The organism is Staphylococcus sp. TCBT05 (genome assembly GCF_055179755.1).
In genome coordinates this window covers 21,503-38,400 of the sequence record NZ_JBUQDQ010000007.1, presented here as the reverse complement: position 1 = coordinate 38,400, position 16,898 = coordinate 21,503, and the positions used below count along the sequence as shown (strand labels likewise).

The window sequence follows — 16,898 nt, the reverse complement described above, 5'->3', positions numbered from 1 at the left end:
AGGTCTCTTTTTTTTGCTTTAAAAGAGCTTAACTTCTGAATCATTCTGACAAGTAGAAAGCGTTTGAAGCTGACGAATTGAACGAACGACGACTTGAACTTACGCGTGGTAAGTGAAAGAGGAGAAAGAGAAAATAAGGAAAGATGCGAGCGCTTGACTACATGTCAGAAAAGCTCCATAGCGCCGATGGTAGCAGACTTACGTTCCGCAAGAGTAGGGTAAGTGGAATATAAGAGCCAAAGCGCTTATATAAGTACCACTAAACTAAAAAGGTAGAAAATAGAAATCTTTAATACATAGATTAATAGATATGATGTCATAAAAACAACTGTAATAAGTGGTACTTTACAGGCAAGTAGAGACCGTAAGGTCTCTTTTTTTTATATCCAAGGAGCTTAACTTCTGAATACTTTGACAAGTAGAAAGCGTTTGAAGCTGACGAATTGAGCGAACGACGATTTGAACTTACAGGTGTTAAATCTGACTATATTTAAAGAGGTGCCTAATAGCATCTCTTTTTTATGTTAAAATACATGTTGATACTGTCGAAGAAATAATCATGTTATATATATATGATTATGAAAGGAGATATTATGTCTAAACCATTGAGCGATAAATTAGATGCGTTTTTGGATGAAGAAGCAATTTCATTACATGTTCCTGGTCATAAAAATATGACAATTGGTAATTTGGACCAACAATTGTCATTTAAAAAGGATATGACTGAAATTACTGGTTTAGATGACTTACATCATCCAGAAGAAATCATTTTGAAAAGTATGGAAACGATAAATAAGCATAAGGATTATACAGCTTATTTTTTAGTTAATGGTACTACATCTGGTATATTATCGGTAATTCAGGCGTTTTCAACATTGCCTGGGAAATACATTGTTGCAAGAGATGCGCACAAATCTGTATTTCATGGTCTTGATTTGGCGAATGCAACTGCAACTTTATTAGAAATGAAGTTAAGTGAAATGACGAATCAATATGTAGGCCCTAATGTAAAAGCGGAAATTAAAGATTTTGAAGATGGCAAACTAGGTATTTTCACATATCCTAATTATTATGGTGAATGTTTTGATGTTCAAACAATGATTAATCGCTTTAAAGAGAAGGAGATACCAGTATTAATTGATGAAGCACATGGTGCACATTTTGATTTGAACGGATTTCCAACTTCTTCTTTAAATATGGGAGCAGATTATGTCGTACAATCTTATCATAAGACATTACCGTCACTGACTATGGGGTCTGTTATTTTTATACATAAAAATGCACCATTAAAGGAAATGGTACTTAAATATATGACGTACTTTCAAACATCAAGTCCTTCATATTTAATAATGTCTAGTTTAGAATTAGCGCAGCGTTTCTATGAAAATTATGATAGTGATCAGTTCTACAGTAAGAGAGCCCAACTTGTGAAAAAAATTAAAGCAAAAGATATTGAAGTATTAGAAGTAGAGGATAACCTAAAATTAATAATCAGATGTCCTGGTTATACAGGATATGAATTACAACAGTTATTTGAGGAAAAAGGCATCTATGTTGAATTAGCAGATGCGTTTCAAACATTATTAGTATTACCTCTATGGCATAGTGAAGATAGATATCCATTTGATACATTGTTAAATAGAATAAATGAAATCAAGATAGAACGACGTGAACCTATTGAAACAACTAAGGTAGATATTCGTTTACAAAGTGGTACATATTATTCTGGAATTATTGAGAAGACACGCTGGATAGATATTGATAAAGCAGAAAATGAAATTCTAGGAAATGATATTGTTCCTTATCCACCTGGTATACCAGTGATGTTTAAAGGAGAAACAGTAACACAAAATATGATAAAATTAATGAATTATTGGTACGCTCAACATGTTAGGGTTGAAGGTATTAAAAAACATAAAATTGAAGTTAAGGATGAATAAGATGTCAGCATTTATTACTTTTGAAGGTCCAGAAGGATCAGGGAAAACCACAATTATGCAAGCAGTCGCAGATAAATTACAACAAGATTATAAAATTGTGATGACACGCGAACCCGGTGGTGTAAAAACAGGAGAGAAAATTCGTGAATTATTGTTGGATGGTGATGCGATGGATGAAAGAACAGAGGCATTGCTATTTGCTGCTTCAAGACGTGAACACCTCGTTGGAAAGGTTATGCCAGCTTTAGAAAATGGAAATATTGTATTATGTGACCGCTACATTGATAGTTCTTTAGCATATCAAGGTTATGCAAGGGGTATAGGTATATCAGAAGTTAAATCCATTAATGAATTTGCTATCGACAATATGTACCCTGATGTAACGATTTACCTTGATGTCAGCGTGGAAGTAGGGAGACAGCGCATTGTTGAAAACCAGCGTGTTCAAAATAGACTTGATTTAGAAAGTGTAAATTTTCACGAAAAAGTGGTTGAAGGTTATAAAAAAATTATTCATAATGAGTCTGAACGTTTTATCATAATAGATGCCGAGAAAAGTATTGATGAGGTTGTGACCGATACTTATAATTCTATCATCAAATACTTAGAAAAATTATGATATAATATTGGGAAGAGGTGTTTACTATGAAAATGATAATTGCAATCGTACAAGATCAAGATAGTCAAGAGCTGTCAGATAAGCTTGTTAAACATAACTTTAGAGCAACAAAATTAGCAACGACAGGTGGTTTTTTACGTGCTGGTAATACAACATTCTTATCAGGTGTAGAGGACGACCGTGTAGACGAAATGTTAAAGGTAATCGATGACACTTGTGGTAACAGAGAACAACTCGTTTCACCAATTACGCCTATGGGTGGCAGTGCGGATTCTTATATTCCGTATCCAGTAGAAGTAGAAGTTGGAGGAGCAACAGTATTTGTAATGCCTGTTGAATCTTTCCATCAATTTTAACAATATGGTTGCTATATATAGTAACCATTCTAAGTGAGTGGAAATGAAAAGGTGTTGCTATCAAAGAACCTTTTTATATTAATCATTTACTTTGAGTGGCACTGTGTATAAGCAGCCTTTTTATATAAAGGAGTAACTTAAAGATGGATGAAAAAGCAAAACTGACGAAGGCATATCATTCAAATAAGTTGTCACATGCATATTTATTTGAGGGCGATGATGGCCAAACGATGAAACAAGTGGCGATTGATTTTGCGAAACTTATTTTATGTGATCAAGATGAACAATGTCAGTTAAAGGTATCTACGTTTAATCATCCTGATTTTATGTATATTTCCACTGAGGAAAATACGATAAAAAAAGAACAAGTCGAACAATTAATACATCATATGAATCAATTACCTATTGAAGGTAATTACAAAGTATACATTATTGAAGCCTTTGAGAAGTTAACTGTTCAAGGTGAAAACAGTATATTAAAATTTTTAGAAGAGCCTCCTGACAATACCATCGCAATTTTATTATCTACGAAGCCTGAACAAATATTAGATACCATCCATTCAAGGTGTCAGCATGTTTATTTTAAACCAATTGATAAGGTGAAATTTATAGATAGATTAGTTGAGCGAGAGATTTCTAGACCTATTGCGGAACTGATCAGTACATATACGACACAAATTGAGACGGCAGTTTTATTGAATGAAGAGTCAGATTTAGCTTCACTGCGCAAAAGTATAGTGAAGTGGTGTCAACTGTTGTTAACAAATCGTCCAATGGCGCTTATTGCAATTGTAGATTTGTTGAAACAAGCTAAGACCAGACGTTTACAGCTGGTAACATTAGCAGCTGTTAATGGTTTCTTTGAGGACGTCATGCATGCTAAAGTGGGCATTACTGATGATTTGATATTTCGTGATTTACAAGATGACATTCAAAATTATGCGCGTAAATTAACTTATAATCAAATTATTTTAATGTATGATCAAATTACAGAAGCACATAAGAAGTTAAATCAAAACGTGAATCCAACGTTAGTCTTTGAACAGATAGTAATAAAAGGGGTGAAATAAATAATGCAAAATGTAGTGGGAATTGAATTTCAAAAGTCAGGGAAAATGGAGTATTATTCACCTCAACAATTCGATTTGCGAGTAGGTAATTGGGTTGTTGTTGAATCAAAACGTGGCGTAGAAATGGGCAGAGTAAAATATGAGCCACTTGATGTTGCCGATGAGGATGTAACATTACCATTAAAAGAAATCATCCGTCTTGCTACAGATGAAGATATTGAAAAATATGAAAAAAATGAGCGTGATGCTGAAGTAGCATTTGAATTATGTAAAGATACAATTCAGCAACAAGCGTTAGATATGAGGCTTGTTAACTGTGAATATACATTAGATAAATCGAAAGTAATATTTAATTTTACGTCGGATGATAGAGTAGATTTTAGAAAGTTAGTAAAAGTTTTAGCTCAAAAATTAAAGACACGTATTGAATTAAGACAAATAGGTGTGAGAGATGAAGCGAAATTGTTAGGTGGCATAGGACCATGTGGGCGTTCATTATGCTGTTCTACATTTTTAGGTGATTTTGAACCAGTTTCTATTAAAATGGCTAAAGATCAAAATTTATCTTTAAATCCTACAAAAATTTCTGGCGCTTGTGGTCGTCTTATGTGTTGTTTGAAATATGAAAATGACTATTATGAAGAAGCGCGTGCGCAATTACCTGATGTAGGAGATCATATTGAAACGCCTGAAGGGAATGGAAAGGTTGTAGGCCTAAATATTCTAGATATTTCTATGCAAATTAAAGTAGAAGGTTTGGAACAACCCTTAGAATATAAAATGGAAGAATTAGAAGCGTTAAATTAGGAGGCTTTAACCAAGTTGAACCGAAGTGAAATATTTGAAAAACTTGCGCATTTAGAGTCGAACATTAATCAAATTAATAATGATATGGTTAACTTGAAACATTTGACTGTAGAATTAATTGAGGAAAATGTGGCACTGCAAGTTGAAAATGAAAATTTAAAGACATTAATTGATAAAGAAGAGGCGCCTAAAAAGGTTGAAAATAATAAAAAAGGACAACTAAAAAAGCCACTTAGAAGTAAAGATAATTTAGCTATGTTATATAAAGAAGGTTTCCACATTTGTAATGGAGAACTATTTGGAAAGCATAGAAAAGGTGACGATTGTCTATTTTGTTTAGAAGTATTAAGTGAATAGTGAATTATAGTGTACTTATGAGTAAATCATAAATGGTGTTGAGGATGAGGTGTAGCGATAGGCTTAATGAGCATCGCCATCTTATCCTCTTTTTTTGGAGGTAGAATTTGATGTTGAACGATGGAGAGCGGTTAGATTGTTTAATAAAAGAAAACTTGAAAATTATACAAAATGATGATGTTTTTTCATTTTCTACAGATGCCTTGTTACTTGCACACTTTACAAAGGTTAAGAAAAATGATCAAATATTAGATATTTGCACAGGTAATGGTGTGATACCTTTATTACTATCTGATAAAGGCAATCAGCAAATAGCAGGTATAGAAATTCAAGAACAATTGGTTGATATGGCGAATAGAAGTATTGCGTTGAATCAACTTGATGAGCGTATTACCATGCATCATATGGATTTAAAGGATGCACATAAAGTTTTTAAACCTGCACAATATAGTCTGGTAACGTGTAATCCGCCTTATTTTAAAGTGAATCAACAACATCAACATCAAAAGGATGCACATAAAATAGCAAGGCATGAAATTATGTGTACGCTTGAAGATTGTTGTTTTGCAGCGAGGCATTTATTGAAACAAGGTGGTAGATTAGTAATGGTGCATCGTGCTGAAAGGTTGATGGATGTACTAAGTCAGATGCGAGCATTTCAAATTGAACCTAAGAAATTATATTTTATATATAGTAAAGAAGGAAAGTCTGCACATACGATAGTAATAGAAGGCAGAAAAGGTGGGAATCAAGGTTTAGAAATACAGCCCCCATTTTATATTTATCAACAAAATGGTACATATAGTGAAGAAATGAGAGAAATATATTATGGATAGACATTATATTTATATTGTTAAATGCAATGATGGTAGTTTATATACAGGATATGCCAAAAATGTTGAACAACGAGTTGCGAAACATAATAATGGACAAGGCGCGAAATATACAAAAATAAGGCGACCAGTAAAATTAGTTTATCAAGAAACCTTTGATAATAAATCCGATGCCTTAAAGCGAGAATATGAAATTAAAACTTATAGCAGAGCTAAAAAATTAAAACTAATAAGTGAGGAATAACAAATGGCGACATTATATTTAGTAGGTACTCCGATTGGGAATTTAGCAGATATTACGTATAGAGCCGTTGATACATTGAAAAATGTAGATTTAATTGCTTGTGAAGATACAAGAGTTACTAAAAAATTGTGTGCACATTATGATATTCAAACCCCATTGAAATCTTATCATGATCATAACAAAGAGCAACAGACAGCTTATTTAATTGAACAATTACAACAAGGTTTAAGTATTGCACTTGTATCGGATGCGGGGTTACCATTAATCAGTGATCCTGGTTATGAATTAGTAGTAGAAGCGCGACAACAACAATTGAGAGTAGAAACGGTTCCGGGCCCCAATGCAGGTTTAACGGCTCTAATGGCTAGCGGATTGCCGTCTTTTACTTATACATTTTTAGGATTTTTACCACGCAAAGAGAAACAGAAAATTGAAATTTTAGAGCAACGTATGTATGAAGATAGCACCTTAATAATATACGAATCGCCCCATAGAATTAAAGATACGTTAAAGGCAGTAGCTAAAATTGACGCGCAACGACGCGTATCAATTGGGAGAGAACTGACTAAGAAATTCGAACAAATTGTTACGGCAAGTGTAGATGAGTTAATTAGGCAATTTAATGCAGAGGAAATCACTGTGAAAGGTGAGTTTGTATTATTAATTGAAGGTGAAACGGCAAAAGATGATGATACGTGGTATGAAACAATGACTATAACTGAGCATGTCGATTATTATGTTAATCAAGGAATGAAGCCTAAAGCTGCGATCAAGCAAGTGGCAGAAACGAGAAATATAAAAACAGGTGATGTCTATAATACGTATCATGGCGTGTGACATAGGGAGCGTTGAGAAATTAAAATACACAAAGCTTGAGATGATGAGAATTTAAGTTAAATTGTTGATTTAATTTCATATTAAAACATGAAAAAATATGTTGAAAATCCCCATAAATAGCACGATTTATGGTAATGTAGATTAGATAGAGTTTATTTATCATATTTAATGAAACACTAATATTAGCTACGAAAACAACTACGATATGAAGAGTATTCTATCCGATGAAATTTAAGAAACTGATATGATAAATGTATTGAAAATTAACGTCAATTTCATTGAAATTAGAAATGAATTTAGATAATTTAAAAGTATAAGAATCTAGGAGGAACATTGATGGCGAAAGAAACATTTTATATCACTACACCAATATATTATCCAAGTGGGAATTTGCATATCGGCCATGCATATACTACTACTGCTGGTGATGTAATCGCACGTTATAAAAGAATGCAAGGCTATGATGTTCGTTATTTAACAGGTACGGATGAACATGGGCAAAAGATTCAAGAAAAAGCCCAAAAGGCTGGGAAAACAGAATTAGAATATTTAGATGAAATGATAGCGGGAATTAAAGATTTATGGAATAAATTAGAAATTTCGAACGATGATTTCATTCGTACAACAGAAACGCGTCATAAGGAAGTTGTACAACAAATTTTCGAACGATTATTAGCTCAAGGCGATATCTATTTAGGTGAATATGAAGGTTGGTATTCAGTTCCTGATGAAACATACTATACGGAAACACAATTGGTTGATCCTGTATACGAAAATGGAGAAATCGTAGGCGGTAAGAGCCCAGATTCAGGTCATGAAGTTGAATTAGTCAAAGAAGAAAGTTACTTCTTTAATTTATCAAAATATACAGATCGCTTATTAGCGTTCTATGACGAGAACCCTGATTTCATTCAACCACCATCACGAAAAAATGAAATGATTAATAACTTTATCAAACCAGGTCTAGAAGACTTAGCTGTTTCTAGAACGTCATTTGATTGGGGTATCCGAGTTAAGTCAAACCCAAAACATGTCGTTTATGTTTGGATTGATGCCTTAGTAAACTATATCTCATCTTTAGGTTATTTATCTGATGACGATAGCCTATTTAACAAATATTGGCCAGCTGATATTCATATTATGGCAAAGGAAATTGTACGTTTCCATTCTATTATATGGCCTATTTTATTAATGGCTTTAGATATTCCATTACCGAAAAAAGTATTTGCACATGGTTGGATCTTAATGAAAGACGGTAAAATGAGTAAGTCTAAAGGTAATGTAGTTGATCCAAACGTATTGATTGATAGATATGGTTTAGATGCAACACGTTATTATTTAATGCGTGAATTACCATTTGGTTCTGATGGCGTATTTACACCTGAAGGTTTTGTTGAACGTACGAATTATGATTTAGCTAATGATTTAGGTAATTTAGTAAATCGTACTATATCAATGATTAATAAATACTTTGATGGTGAATTACCTGCATATCAAGGTGCCAAACATGAATTAGATGAAGAAATGGAACAAATGGCTTTAGACACAGTTAAAACATTCCATGATAATATGGATGATTTACAATTCTCAGTTGCACTTTCAACGGTATGGAAATTAATTAGCCGTACGAATAAATATATTGATGAAACAACGCCATGGGTACTAGCTAAAGACGAAAGTCAAAAAGATATGTTAGGCAACGTGATGGCACACTTAGTGGAAAACATTCGAATCGCAGCTGTGTTGTTGAGACCATTCTTAACACATGCGCCAAAACAGATTTTTGAACAATTAAACATTAATTCTCCAGAATTACATGAACTTAGCAGTGTGGAACAATATGGTGCTCTACAGCAACCAATCGTGGTTATCGATAAACCACAACCAATATTCCCACGTTTAGAGAGCGATGTTGAAATAGATTATATTAAACAATCTATGCAACCACCAAAATCAGAAGAACCAGAAGAAGTGGAAGCAGCACCAAGTAAAGCGCAAATAGATATTAAAGATTTCGACAAAGTTGAAATTAAAGCGGCAACGATTATAGATGCTGAAAATGTTAAAAAATCAGATAAACTCTTGAAAATTCAAGTGGATTTAGATACCGAACAACGTCAAATTGTGTCTGGAATTGCACAATATTACCAACCAGAAGATATTATCGGTAAAAAAGTTGCGGTTGTTACAAACTTAAAGCCAGCAAAATTAATGGGTAGAACATCTGAAGGTATGATATTATCAGCTGAAAAGGATGGCGTATTAACATTAGTAAGTTTGCCAAACGCTATTCCTAATGGTGCAGTCATTAAGTAATCATGAATTAAGGAGCGTCGTTAAATCATGTTAATCGATACACATGTTCATTTAAATGCAGAACAATACGATGAAGATTTAGAAGAAGTTATTCAACGCGCAAGAGATAATGGCGTCGATCGTATGTTTGTCGTTGGTTTTGATACACCAACGATTGAACGTACGATGGAATTAATTGATCAATATGACTTTATTTACGGTATTATTGGTTGGCATCCTGTTGACGCAATAGATTGTACAGAAGAACGTTTAGAATGGATAGAAAAATTGTCAGAACATCCGAAGATTATAGGTATAGGAGAAATGGGATTAGATTATCATTGGGATAAATCTCCTAAAGATGTACAACAGGATTTGTTTAGAAAGCAAATCGCTTTGGCAAAACGAGTACAGTTACCAATAATTATTCACAATAGAGAAGCAACACAAGACTGTGTAGACATTTTAAAGGAAGAGCATGCCGAAGAAGTAGGTGGCATCATGCACAGTTTCAGTGGTTCTCCAGAAATTGCTGATGAAGTGATTAACAAGTTGAATTTCTATGTATCACTCGGAGGTCCGGTGACATTTAAGAATGCTAAACAACCTAAAGAAGTTGCAAAGCATGTACCATTTGATAAATTACTCGTAGAAACAGATGCGCCCTTCCTATCCCCACATCCATACAGAGGGAAAAGAAATGAGCCAGAACGTGTAACGTTAGTCGCTGAGCAAATTGCTGAATTACGTGGTGTGAGTTATGATGAAGTTTGCCGTCAAACAACTGAAAATGCTGAAAGATTATTCAACTTAAAAGCATAAAGATATTACAAAAGATGTCGGTCTGAGTTAGGGCTTAGTTATGATTGAGAATACTAAGTAATTACCATAAATTCTGCCGACGTCTTTTTTATTTGCAAATGGACAAGTAAAGTGATGAAAGGTGAAGCTATAATTGAAGATTAATGAATTTATCGTAGTAGAAGGTAGAGATGATACCGAAAGAGTAAAAAGAGCGGTTGATTGTGATACGATAGAAACTAATGGCAGTGCAATAAATCAGCAAACATTAGATGTTATAGCACAAGCATATGAGACACGGGGTGTCATCGTATTAACTGATCCAGATTTCCCAGGAGATAAAATAAGAACGACGATTCAAAAGCATATTCCAGGTGTTAAACATGCATATATAGATAGAGAAAAGGCTAAAAGCAAACGTGGCAAAATTGGTGTAGAGCATGCACGTATTGAAGATATTAAAGAGGCTTTATTGAACGTAAGTACGCCTTTTGAAGAAGGTCACGAATCGATTGATAAGCATGTGTTGATTGATTTAGGTTTAATTATCGGACCAGACGCTAGGCGAAAGCGTGAAATATTAGGTAGAAGGTTGCATATTGGTCATTCAAATGGGAAGCAATTGCTCAATAAATTGAATGCATTTGGTTATACGGAACAAGATGTTCGAGACGCTTTAAAAAATGAGAAAGGAAGTGAGTAATGGGTGAATCATAAAGATATTGCAACACCTTCACGTACAAAGGAATTATTGAATTATTATGGTTTTAGCTTTAAGAAAAGCTTAGGACAAAACTTTTTAATCGATGTCAACATTATTCACAATATCATTGATGCCAGTGATATTGACGAAGAAACAGGGGTTATTGAAATTGGACCGGGTATGGGTTCATTAACTGAGCAACTAGCCAAGCATGCTAAGCGTGTAATGGCATTTGAAATCGATCAACGATTGATACCTGTATTGGCAGATACATTATCCCCATATGACAACGTAACTGTTATAAATGAAGATATATTGAAAGCGGATATTGCGCGCTATGTTGAGACACATTTGGCAGATTGCAAGAAAATCATGGTAGTAGCTAACTTGCCATATTATATTACCACGCCAATCTTGTTAAATTTGATGCAACAATCATTACCGATTGATGGTTATGTCGTTATGATGCAAAAGGAAGTCGGAGAACGCTTAAATGCTAAGGTTGGTACAAAAGCTTATGGCTCATTATCTATTGTTGCTCAATACTACACCGAGACGAGTAATGTATTGACAGTGCCGAAGTCAGTATTTTTACCGCCACCTAATGTCGATTCGATTGTCGTCAAGCTAATGAAACGAGATGCACCACTTGTTACCATTGATAATGAAGAAAAATTCTTCCAAATGACAAAGGCTGCGTTTGGACAAAGACGAAAAACAATAAATAACAACTACCAAAGTTTATTTAAAAATGGAAAAGAACACAAACAGCTTATTGCTGAATGGTTAGAAGCGGGTGGAATAGATCCAAGAAGACGTGGAGAAACACTTTCAATTAAAGAATATGCAGATTTATATAATGAATTGAAAAATTTCTCAGAATTAGAATTTTAAATTATTGACAAGTAGCTTGCACCTTGCTAAAATTGATATTTTATTTGACAAAATAGCGCATTTTGTGTTATTATACAACTTGTAGCGAGGTGGAGCAATATGTCAAAATCTATTGGAGACATCAAAAATACTCTTGATTGTCAATTAGGAAACCGTATTGTACTAAAAGCGAATGGTGGTCGTAAGAAGACGATTGAACGAAGTGGTGTATTGAAAGAAACATACCCATCAGTTTTTATCGTTGAGCTTGATCAAGATAAACATAACTTTGAGCGTGTGTCTTATACATACACTGACGTTTTAACAGAAAACGTACAAGTTTCATTTGAAGAAGATAACCATCAAGAAGCAGTTGCGCACTAATTAAAAAGTAATAATGAGGTTGAGTTTGACTATATAGTCGGACTTTTTAATTTATACTTTAAATTTAATGAGATATAGAAGAGGGTATGTTGACGTTATCGACGTTAGCATACCTTTTTTGTTTGTCGTTGAATATGCTAAAATAGAACTAATTTTATGAATGAATTTCAGATATTGCGATATTGGTTTTCAATGAGCTGATTAGCGACTATGTTTAGCATAAAAATGATACTGATTTTATGAGATGTACAACATATTTCACTAAGTTTTAATAAAACCGACAAATCAATTCGTACAATATGTTAAAATCGTTGTATTACCATATCGTATTTGAAAGAGGGTGGACATATGATCTATGAAACAGCGCCAGCTAAGATAAACTTGACGCTAGACACACTCTTTAAACGAGATGATGGTTTTCATGAAGTTGAAATGATAATGACGACTATAGATTTAAATGATCGCTTGTCATTTGAGCTGCGACAAGACAATAAGATTGTTGTCGATGTTGAACAAACTTATGTTCCCTCTAATAGTAAAAATTTGGCATATAAAGCTGCAGAATTAATGAAGAAAACCTATAATTTACAACAAGGTATTACAATAACTATTGATAAAAATATACCGGTTTCGGCAGGATTAGCAGGTGGATCAACTGATGCTGCGGCAACAATGAGAGGGATGAATCGCCTCTATAAATTAAATAGGCCATTAGAAGAACTATGTGAGCTTGGTATTTCGATAGGAACAGATATCCCATTTTGTATTTATGGTAAAACCGCTCTATGCAAAGGTAAAGGAGAGAAAATCAACTTTCTAAACAAGCCGCCTTCTGCATGGGTCGTTGTTGCTAAACCTAATATTGGAATATCGTCACCAGATATATTTAAGAAATTAGATTTAAGTCATTTGCAAACTATCAATACGGAAGACTGCAAAACGGCTTTAAACACAGGGAATTATGAATTGTTATGCAGTAGCCTTTCAAATCAACTGGAACCTGTTTCGAGCAAGGTGTGTCCTGAAATTTTAAAAATAAAACGCAACATGCTAAAAAGTGGTGCAGATGGTGCAGTGATGAGTGGTAGTGGACCAACAGTTTATGGACTGACACAAAAGGAACGACAAGCAAGACATGTGTATAATGCAGTGAATGGCTGTTGTAATGAAGTGTATTTAGTAAGATTATTAGGATAGGAGAAGGGATGAGCTAAATGCGTTATAAAAGAAGTGAACGTATCGTTTATATGACTCAATATTTAATGAACAACCCCAATAAATTGATACCATTAACATATTTCGTACAAAAATTTAAACAAGCAAAATCTTCAATCAGTGAAGACGTGCAAATTATCAAGACTACTTTTCAAAAGGAAAAGTTAGGAACAGTTATTACAACAGCAGGTGCCAGTGGTGGAGTAACGTATAAGCCTAAAATGAGTAAAGCTGAAGCAAATGAAGTCATTGACGATATTATAGAAAGACTTCAAGAGAAGGATCGTTTATTACCAGGTGGATACTTGTTCTTATCTGACCTCATGGGGAATCCGTCATTATTAAACCGTGTAGGTAAATTAATTGCAACGCTATATATGGATGAAGAATTGGACGCTATTGTTACGATTGCGACAAAAGGTATATCGTTAGCCAACGCTGTGGCCAATGTACTAAATCTACCTGTTGTTGTTATTCGTAAAGATAATAAAGTGACAGAAGGCTCAACGGTATCGATTAATTACGTATCAGGATCTTCACGTAAAATTGAAACAATGGTATTGTCGAAACGCACATTGCCTGAAAATTCTAATGTACTCGTCGTTGATGATTTCATGAGAGCGGGTGGCTCTATTAATGGCGTGATGAATTTAATGAATGAGTTTAAAGCACATGTTAAAGGGGTATCGGTACTAGTAGAATCAAAAGAAGTTAAACAAAGATTGATTGAAGATTATACTTCCTTAGTTAGACTATCTGATGTAGACGAATACAATCAAGAATTTAAGGTAGAAACAGGCAACAGTTTAACTAAATTTTCTTAAAGGAGCGGTTACGGCATCATGAACACAATTAATACACAAAAGGCGCCTGAAGCATTGGGGCCATACTCACATGCAACTGAAATTAATGGTTTGGTATTTACATCAGGACAAATCCCATTAAATTTAAATGGTGAAATTGTCAGTGACGATGTTAAAGAACAGACTACACAAGTATTAGAAAATTTAAAAGTTGTATTAGATGAAGCTGGATCTGATTTAGATTCAGTCATTAAAGCTACAATTTTTATTGCTGATATGAATGAATTTCAAAATATAAATGAAGTTTATGGCAAGTACTTTGACACACATCAACCAGCGAGAAGCTGTGTTGAGGTAGCGAGATTACCTAAAGATGTTAAAGTAGAAATTGAATTAATAGCAAAAGTAAAATAAGGGAATATAATTTTTAATGCAATTGTTAAGCTTCTAACAAAGAGATACTAGGGGGGCTCACTACATGAAAGTGACAGATGTAAGACTTAGAAAAATACAAACAGATGGAAGAATGAAAGCACTTGTATCAATTACTTTAGATGAATCATTTGTCGTGCATGATTTACGTGTAATTGAAGGCAACACAGGTCTTTTCGTCGCAATGCCAAGTAAGCGTACACCAGATGGTGAATTCCGAGATATCGCGCATCCAATCAACTCAGAAATGAGACAAGAAATTCAAGATGCAGTGATGAAAGTATATGATGAAACGGATGAAGTCATTCCAGATAGGAATGCACAAGCTTCGTCTGAAGATTCAAATGAGGAAGCTTAATATTTAAAACAATTTGAGATGTGGTATAGTGATTAATATCATAAAAAAAGAAGGTGGAATTGTTCTTAATTGAACAATTCCACCTTCTTTTTTGTTACAACAGATAAATATTATTTTTGAAATAAATTATAAAATGTAAAGGTGACAAAAAATAAAAAATTAACAAGAAATATATTAATGAATGTATTTTTACTGTATTTACTTAGCTAATTTGAATAATTAGGCGACATAAATAGCTAGTAGTAGAAATTTTGAGAAATAAATGAATGCATATCAACATGAAAATGAACATGCTTTCATAAATTGGATAAAACGTTTTCCCAAATCATAAAAGATGACAATTTAACTGTGAAATATTTTTAATTTAGTGCAAGAAAAAGTGTCTATTATTTAATATCGATGCTTTGAGCCTTGAAAGTGGTACTAGCGTTAAATTATAATAATAAGGAAGTGTATATTTTAATGGAGGGTTAACATACATGCAAAGACATGCAATCGTACTCGCAGCCGGTAAGGGTACACGTATGAAATCAAAGAAATACAAAGTATTACATGAAGTTGCAGGTAAATCTATGATTGAACATGTTGTTGACAATGTAAGACAATCAGGAGTCGAACAACTTGTAACAATCGTTGGTCATGGCGCAGAAAGTGTCAAAGCAACGTTAGGTAATGATTCACTTTATAGCTTTCAAGAAGAACAATTAGGTACTGCACATGCAGTTAAAATGGCAAGTGAGCATTTGGAAGATAAACAAGGGACAACATTAGTCGTTTGTGGTGATACGCCATTAATCACACAACAAACATTGGAAGCACTCATAACTCATCATGAGACAAATCAAGCACAAGCTACAGTTCTATCTGCTACAGCATCAAATCCATTTGGTTATGGGCGTATAGTTAGAGATGCAAATAATCATTTGGTTAAAATCGTAGAACAAAAGGATGCTACCATAGAAGAACAGCAAATAAATGAGATTAGTTCTGGTATCTTTGCTTTTGATAATCAAACTTTATTTGACAAGCTAGCAAAAGTAAAAAATGATAATGCACAAGGTGAATACTATTTACCTGATGTATTGTCGCTTATTTTAGATGATCAAGGTGTAGTTGAAGTACATCATACGAATGACTTTGATGAAATTATGGGTGTGAATGATCGCGTTATGTTAAATGAAGCGGAGCGAGCTTTTCGTAAACGTATCAATACATTTCACATGCGTAATGGGGTAACAATCATCGACCCTGCCACGACTTATATTGGCACGGATGTAATTATAGGAGAAGATACAATTATTGAACCAGGTGTAAAATTAGCTGGCAAGACTGTAATCGGTTCCGATGTAAGCATTGGTCAATATTCTGAAATAACGAATAGTCAAGTTGGAGCAAATGTAACTATTAAACAATCAGTAATTAACGAAGCAACGATTGCGGACGAAGTGACGATCGGTCCGTTTGCGCAATTGCGTCCAGGTGCTGACCTAGGGCACAAAGTTAAAGTCGGCAACTTTGTAGAAGTTAAGAAATCTGTAGTAAAAGAAGGTGCAAAACTGCCACACTTGAGCTATATCGGAGACGCAGAAATTGGTGCGCGTACCAATGTCGGTTGTGGTTCTATTACTGTGAACTATGACGGCGTCAACAAGTTTAAAACAATTATAGGCAATGATTCGTTCATCGGCTGTAATACAAACTTAGTGGCACCAGTTACATTAGGAGATCGCTCGTTTATTGCGGCGGGTTCCACAATTACGGACAATGTTCCGGAAGATAGTTTGGCTCTTGCAAGATCTAAACAAACGACAAAAGAAGGCTATCTAAAAAAATAAATGTGCATTGTTTAGAAAAAATGATGTAATCTGTTAAGTTTAAGATAACGTAATGTAAAAATACCAAAACTTGCAGACTCATGTTGAGAGAAAATTTAAATTTTGCCATATACGTAAATAAAACTAATTGAACGAA

At 34.0% G+C, this 16,898-nt stretch carries 19 protein-coding genes; all 19 read left to right on the top strand.

The features are described from left to right. The first annotated feature begins 593 nt into the window (after positions 1-593). The 19 genes from ACY191_RS05775 to glmU all read left to right on the top strand — a co-directional run bounded on the left by ACY191_RS05775 (position 594) and on the right by glmU (position 16,762). Complete coding sequence (locus ACY191_RS05775) at positions 594-1,940, top strand: aminotransferase class I/II-fold pyridoxal phosphate-dependent enzyme (protein ID WP_042739964.1); 1,347 nt, start codon at positions 594-596, stop codon at positions 1,938-1,940. A gap of 1 nt (position 1,941) precedes the next feature. Continuing rightward, positions 1,942-2,559 carry a dTMP kinase gene (gene tmk / locus ACY191_RS05770; RefSeq protein WP_229366914.1) on the top strand — a complete coding sequence of 206 codons (618 nt, stop codon included), beginning with the start codon at positions 1,942-1,944 and terminating at the stop codon, positions 2,557-2,559. 26 nt (positions 2,560-2,585) lie between these two features. Then, the gene (locus ACY191_RS05765; protein ID WP_042739966.1) at positions 2,586-2,915 is read left to right on the top strand and encodes a cyclic-di-AMP receptor; all 330 of its coding nucleotides are present in this window, start codon (positions 2,586-2,588) and stop codon (positions 2,913-2,915) included. 143 nt (positions 2,916-3,058) lie between these two features. Next, positions 3,059-3,985, top strand: coding sequence for a DNA polymerase III subunit delta' C-terminal domain-containing protein (locus ACY191_RS05760; RefSeq protein ID WP_042739967.1), 927 nt, complete (start codon positions 3,059-3,061; stop codon positions 3,983-3,985). A 3-nt stretch (positions 3,986-3,988) separates the two neighbouring features. Continuing rightward, positions 3,989-4,792, top strand: coding sequence for a PSP1 domain-containing protein (locus tag ACY191_RS05755; RefSeq protein ID WP_042739968.1), 804 nt, complete (start codon positions 3,989-3,991; stop codon positions 4,790-4,792). A gap of 15 nt (positions 4,793-4,807) precedes the next feature. Next, positions 4,808-5,149, top strand: coding sequence for a DNA replication initiation control protein YabA (gene yabA, locus ACY191_RS05750; RefSeq protein ID WP_042739969.1), 342 nt, complete (start codon positions 4,808-4,810; stop codon positions 5,147-5,149). Between the two features lie 110 nt (positions 5,150-5,259). Next, the gene (locus ACY191_RS05745) at positions 5,260-5,985 is read left to right on the top strand and encodes a tRNA1(Val) (adenine(37)-N6)-methyltransferase (protein ID WP_042739970.1); all 726 of its coding nucleotides are present in this window, start codon (positions 5,260-5,262) and stop codon (positions 5,983-5,985) included. Next, the gene (locus tag ACY191_RS05740) at positions 5,978-6,226 is read left to right on the top strand and encodes a GIY-YIG nuclease family protein (RefSeq protein WP_042739971.1); all 249 of its coding nucleotides are present in this window, start codon (positions 5,978-5,980) and stop codon (positions 6,224-6,226) included. Before ACY191_RS05745 ends, ACY191_RS05740 begins: the two co-directional genes overlap by 8 nt. Before the next feature lie 3 nt (positions 6,227-6,229). Then, positions 6,230-7,063, top strand: a complete 834-nt coding sequence (rsmI, locus tag ACY191_RS05735) for a 16S rRNA (cytidine(1402)-2'-O)-methyltransferase (protein WP_463269920.1) — start codon at positions 6,230-6,232, stop codon at positions 7,061-7,063. A 336-nt stretch (positions 7,064-7,399) separates the two neighbouring features. Further along, entirely contained in the window at positions 7,400-9,379 is a 1,980-nt protein-coding gene (metG, locus tag ACY191_RS05730) for a methionine--tRNA ligase (protein ID WP_107511978.1), read from the top strand. A gap of 27 nt (positions 9,380-9,406) precedes the next feature. Continuing rightward, positions 9,407-10,180, top strand: coding sequence for a TatD family hydrolase (locus ACY191_RS05725; protein ID WP_042739974.1), 774 nt, complete (start codon positions 9,407-9,409; stop codon positions 10,178-10,180). A gap of 133 nt (positions 10,181-10,313) precedes the next feature. Continuing rightward, complete coding sequence (rnmV, locus tag ACY191_RS05720) at positions 10,314-10,862, top strand: ribonuclease M5 (RefSeq protein ID WP_229366913.1); 549 nt, start codon at positions 10,314-10,316, stop codon at positions 10,860-10,862. 3 nt (positions 10,863-10,865) lie between these two features. Next, positions 10,866-11,756, top strand: coding sequence for a 16S rRNA (adenine(1518)-N(6)/adenine(1519)-N(6))-dimethyltransferase RsmA (gene rsmA, locus ACY191_RS05715; protein ID WP_042739976.1), 891 nt, complete (start codon positions 10,866-10,868; stop codon positions 11,754-11,756). Between the two features lie 99 nt (positions 11,757-11,855). Beyond that, positions 11,856-12,119 carry a biofilm formation stimulator Veg gene (veg, locus tag ACY191_RS05710; RefSeq protein WP_042739977.1) on the top strand — a complete coding sequence of 88 codons (264 nt, stop codon included), beginning with the start codon at positions 11,856-11,858 and terminating at the stop codon, positions 12,117-12,119. Between the two features lie 348 nt (positions 12,120-12,467). After that, positions 12,468-13,316, top strand: a complete 849-nt coding sequence (gene ispE / locus ACY191_RS05705) for a 4-(cytidine 5'-diphospho)-2-C-methyl-D-erythritol kinase (protein ID WP_042739978.1) — start codon at positions 12,468-12,470, stop codon at positions 13,314-13,316. Between the two features lie 17 nt (positions 13,317-13,333). Continuing rightward, entirely contained in the window at positions 13,334-14,158 is an 825-nt protein-coding gene (gene purR, locus ACY191_RS05700) for a pur operon repressor (protein ID WP_042739979.1), read from the top strand. An 18-nt stretch (positions 14,159-14,176) separates the two neighbouring features. Continuing rightward, positions 14,177-14,551 (top strand): RidA family protein, encoded by a 375-nt coding sequence (locus ACY191_RS05695; protein ID WP_042739980.1) that lies wholly within the window; start codon positions 14,177-14,179, stop codon positions 14,549-14,551. Between the two features lie 64 nt (positions 14,552-14,615). Then, complete coding sequence (gene spoVG, locus ACY191_RS05690) at positions 14,616-14,927, top strand: septation regulator SpoVG (protein ID WP_042739981.1); 312 nt, start codon at positions 14,616-14,618, stop codon at positions 14,925-14,927. Positions 14,928-15,406: 479 nt separating this feature from the next. After that, a complete protein-coding gene (gene glmU / locus ACY191_RS05685; protein WP_229366912.1) occupies positions 15,407-16,762 on the top strand; it encodes a bifunctional UDP-N-acetylglucosamine diphosphorylase/glucosamine-1-phosphate N-acetyltransferase GlmU in 1,356 nt (451 codons plus the stop codon). Positions 16,763-16,898: the final 136 nt, after the last annotated feature.

Coding starts and splice junctions, on each gene's coding strand:
- ACY191_RS05775 (WP_042739964.1), top strand. CDS start 594: ATGTCTAAACCATTGAGCGATAAATTAGATGCGTTTTTGGATGAAGAA.
- tmk (WP_229366914.1), top strand. CDS start 1,942: ATGTCAGCATTTATTACTTTTGAAGGTCCAGAAGGATCAGGGAAAACC.
- ACY191_RS05765 (WP_042739966.1), top strand. CDS start 2,586: ATGAAAATGATAATTGCAATCGTACAAGATCAAGATAGTCAAGAGCTG.
- ACY191_RS05760 (WP_042739967.1), top strand. CDS start 3,059: ATGGATGAAAAAGCAAAACTGACGAAGGCATATCATTCAAATAAGTTG.
- ACY191_RS05755 (WP_042739968.1), top strand. CDS start 3,989: ATGCAAAATGTAGTGGGAATTGAATTTCAAAAGTCAGGGAAAATGGAG.
- ACY191_RS05745 (WP_042739970.1), top strand. CDS start 5,260: ATGTTGAACGATGGAGAGCGGTTAGATTGTTTAATAAAAGAAAACTTG.
- ACY191_RS05740 (WP_042739971.1), top strand. CDS start 5,978: ATGGATAGACATTATATTTATATTGTTAAATGCAATGATGGTAGTTTA.
- rsmI (WP_463269920.1), top strand. CDS start 6,230: ATGGCGACATTATATTTAGTAGGTACTCCGATTGGGAATTTAGCAGAT.
- metG (WP_107511978.1), top strand. CDS start 7,400: ATGGCGAAAGAAACATTTTATATCACTACACCAATATATTATCCAAGT.
- ACY191_RS05725 (WP_042739974.1), top strand. CDS start 9,407: ATGTTAATCGATACACATGTTCATTTAAATGCAGAACAATACGATGAA.
- veg (WP_042739977.1), top strand. CDS start 11,856: ATGTCAAAATCTATTGGAGACATCAAAAATACTCTTGATTGTCAATTA.
- ispE (WP_042739978.1), top strand. CDS start 12,468: ATGATCTATGAAACAGCGCCAGCTAAGATAAACTTGACGCTAGACACA.
- purR (WP_042739979.1), top strand. CDS start 13,334: ATGCGTTATAAAAGAAGTGAACGTATCGTTTATATGACTCAATATTTA.
- ACY191_RS05695 (WP_042739980.1), top strand. CDS start 14,177: ATGAACACAATTAATACACAAAAGGCGCCTGAAGCATTGGGGCCATAC.
- spoVG (WP_042739981.1), top strand. CDS start 14,616: ATGAAAGTGACAGATGTAAGACTTAGAAAAATACAAACAGATGGAAGA.
- glmU (WP_229366912.1), top strand. CDS start 15,407: ATGCAAAGACATGCAATCGTACTCGCAGCCGGTAAGGGTACACGTATG.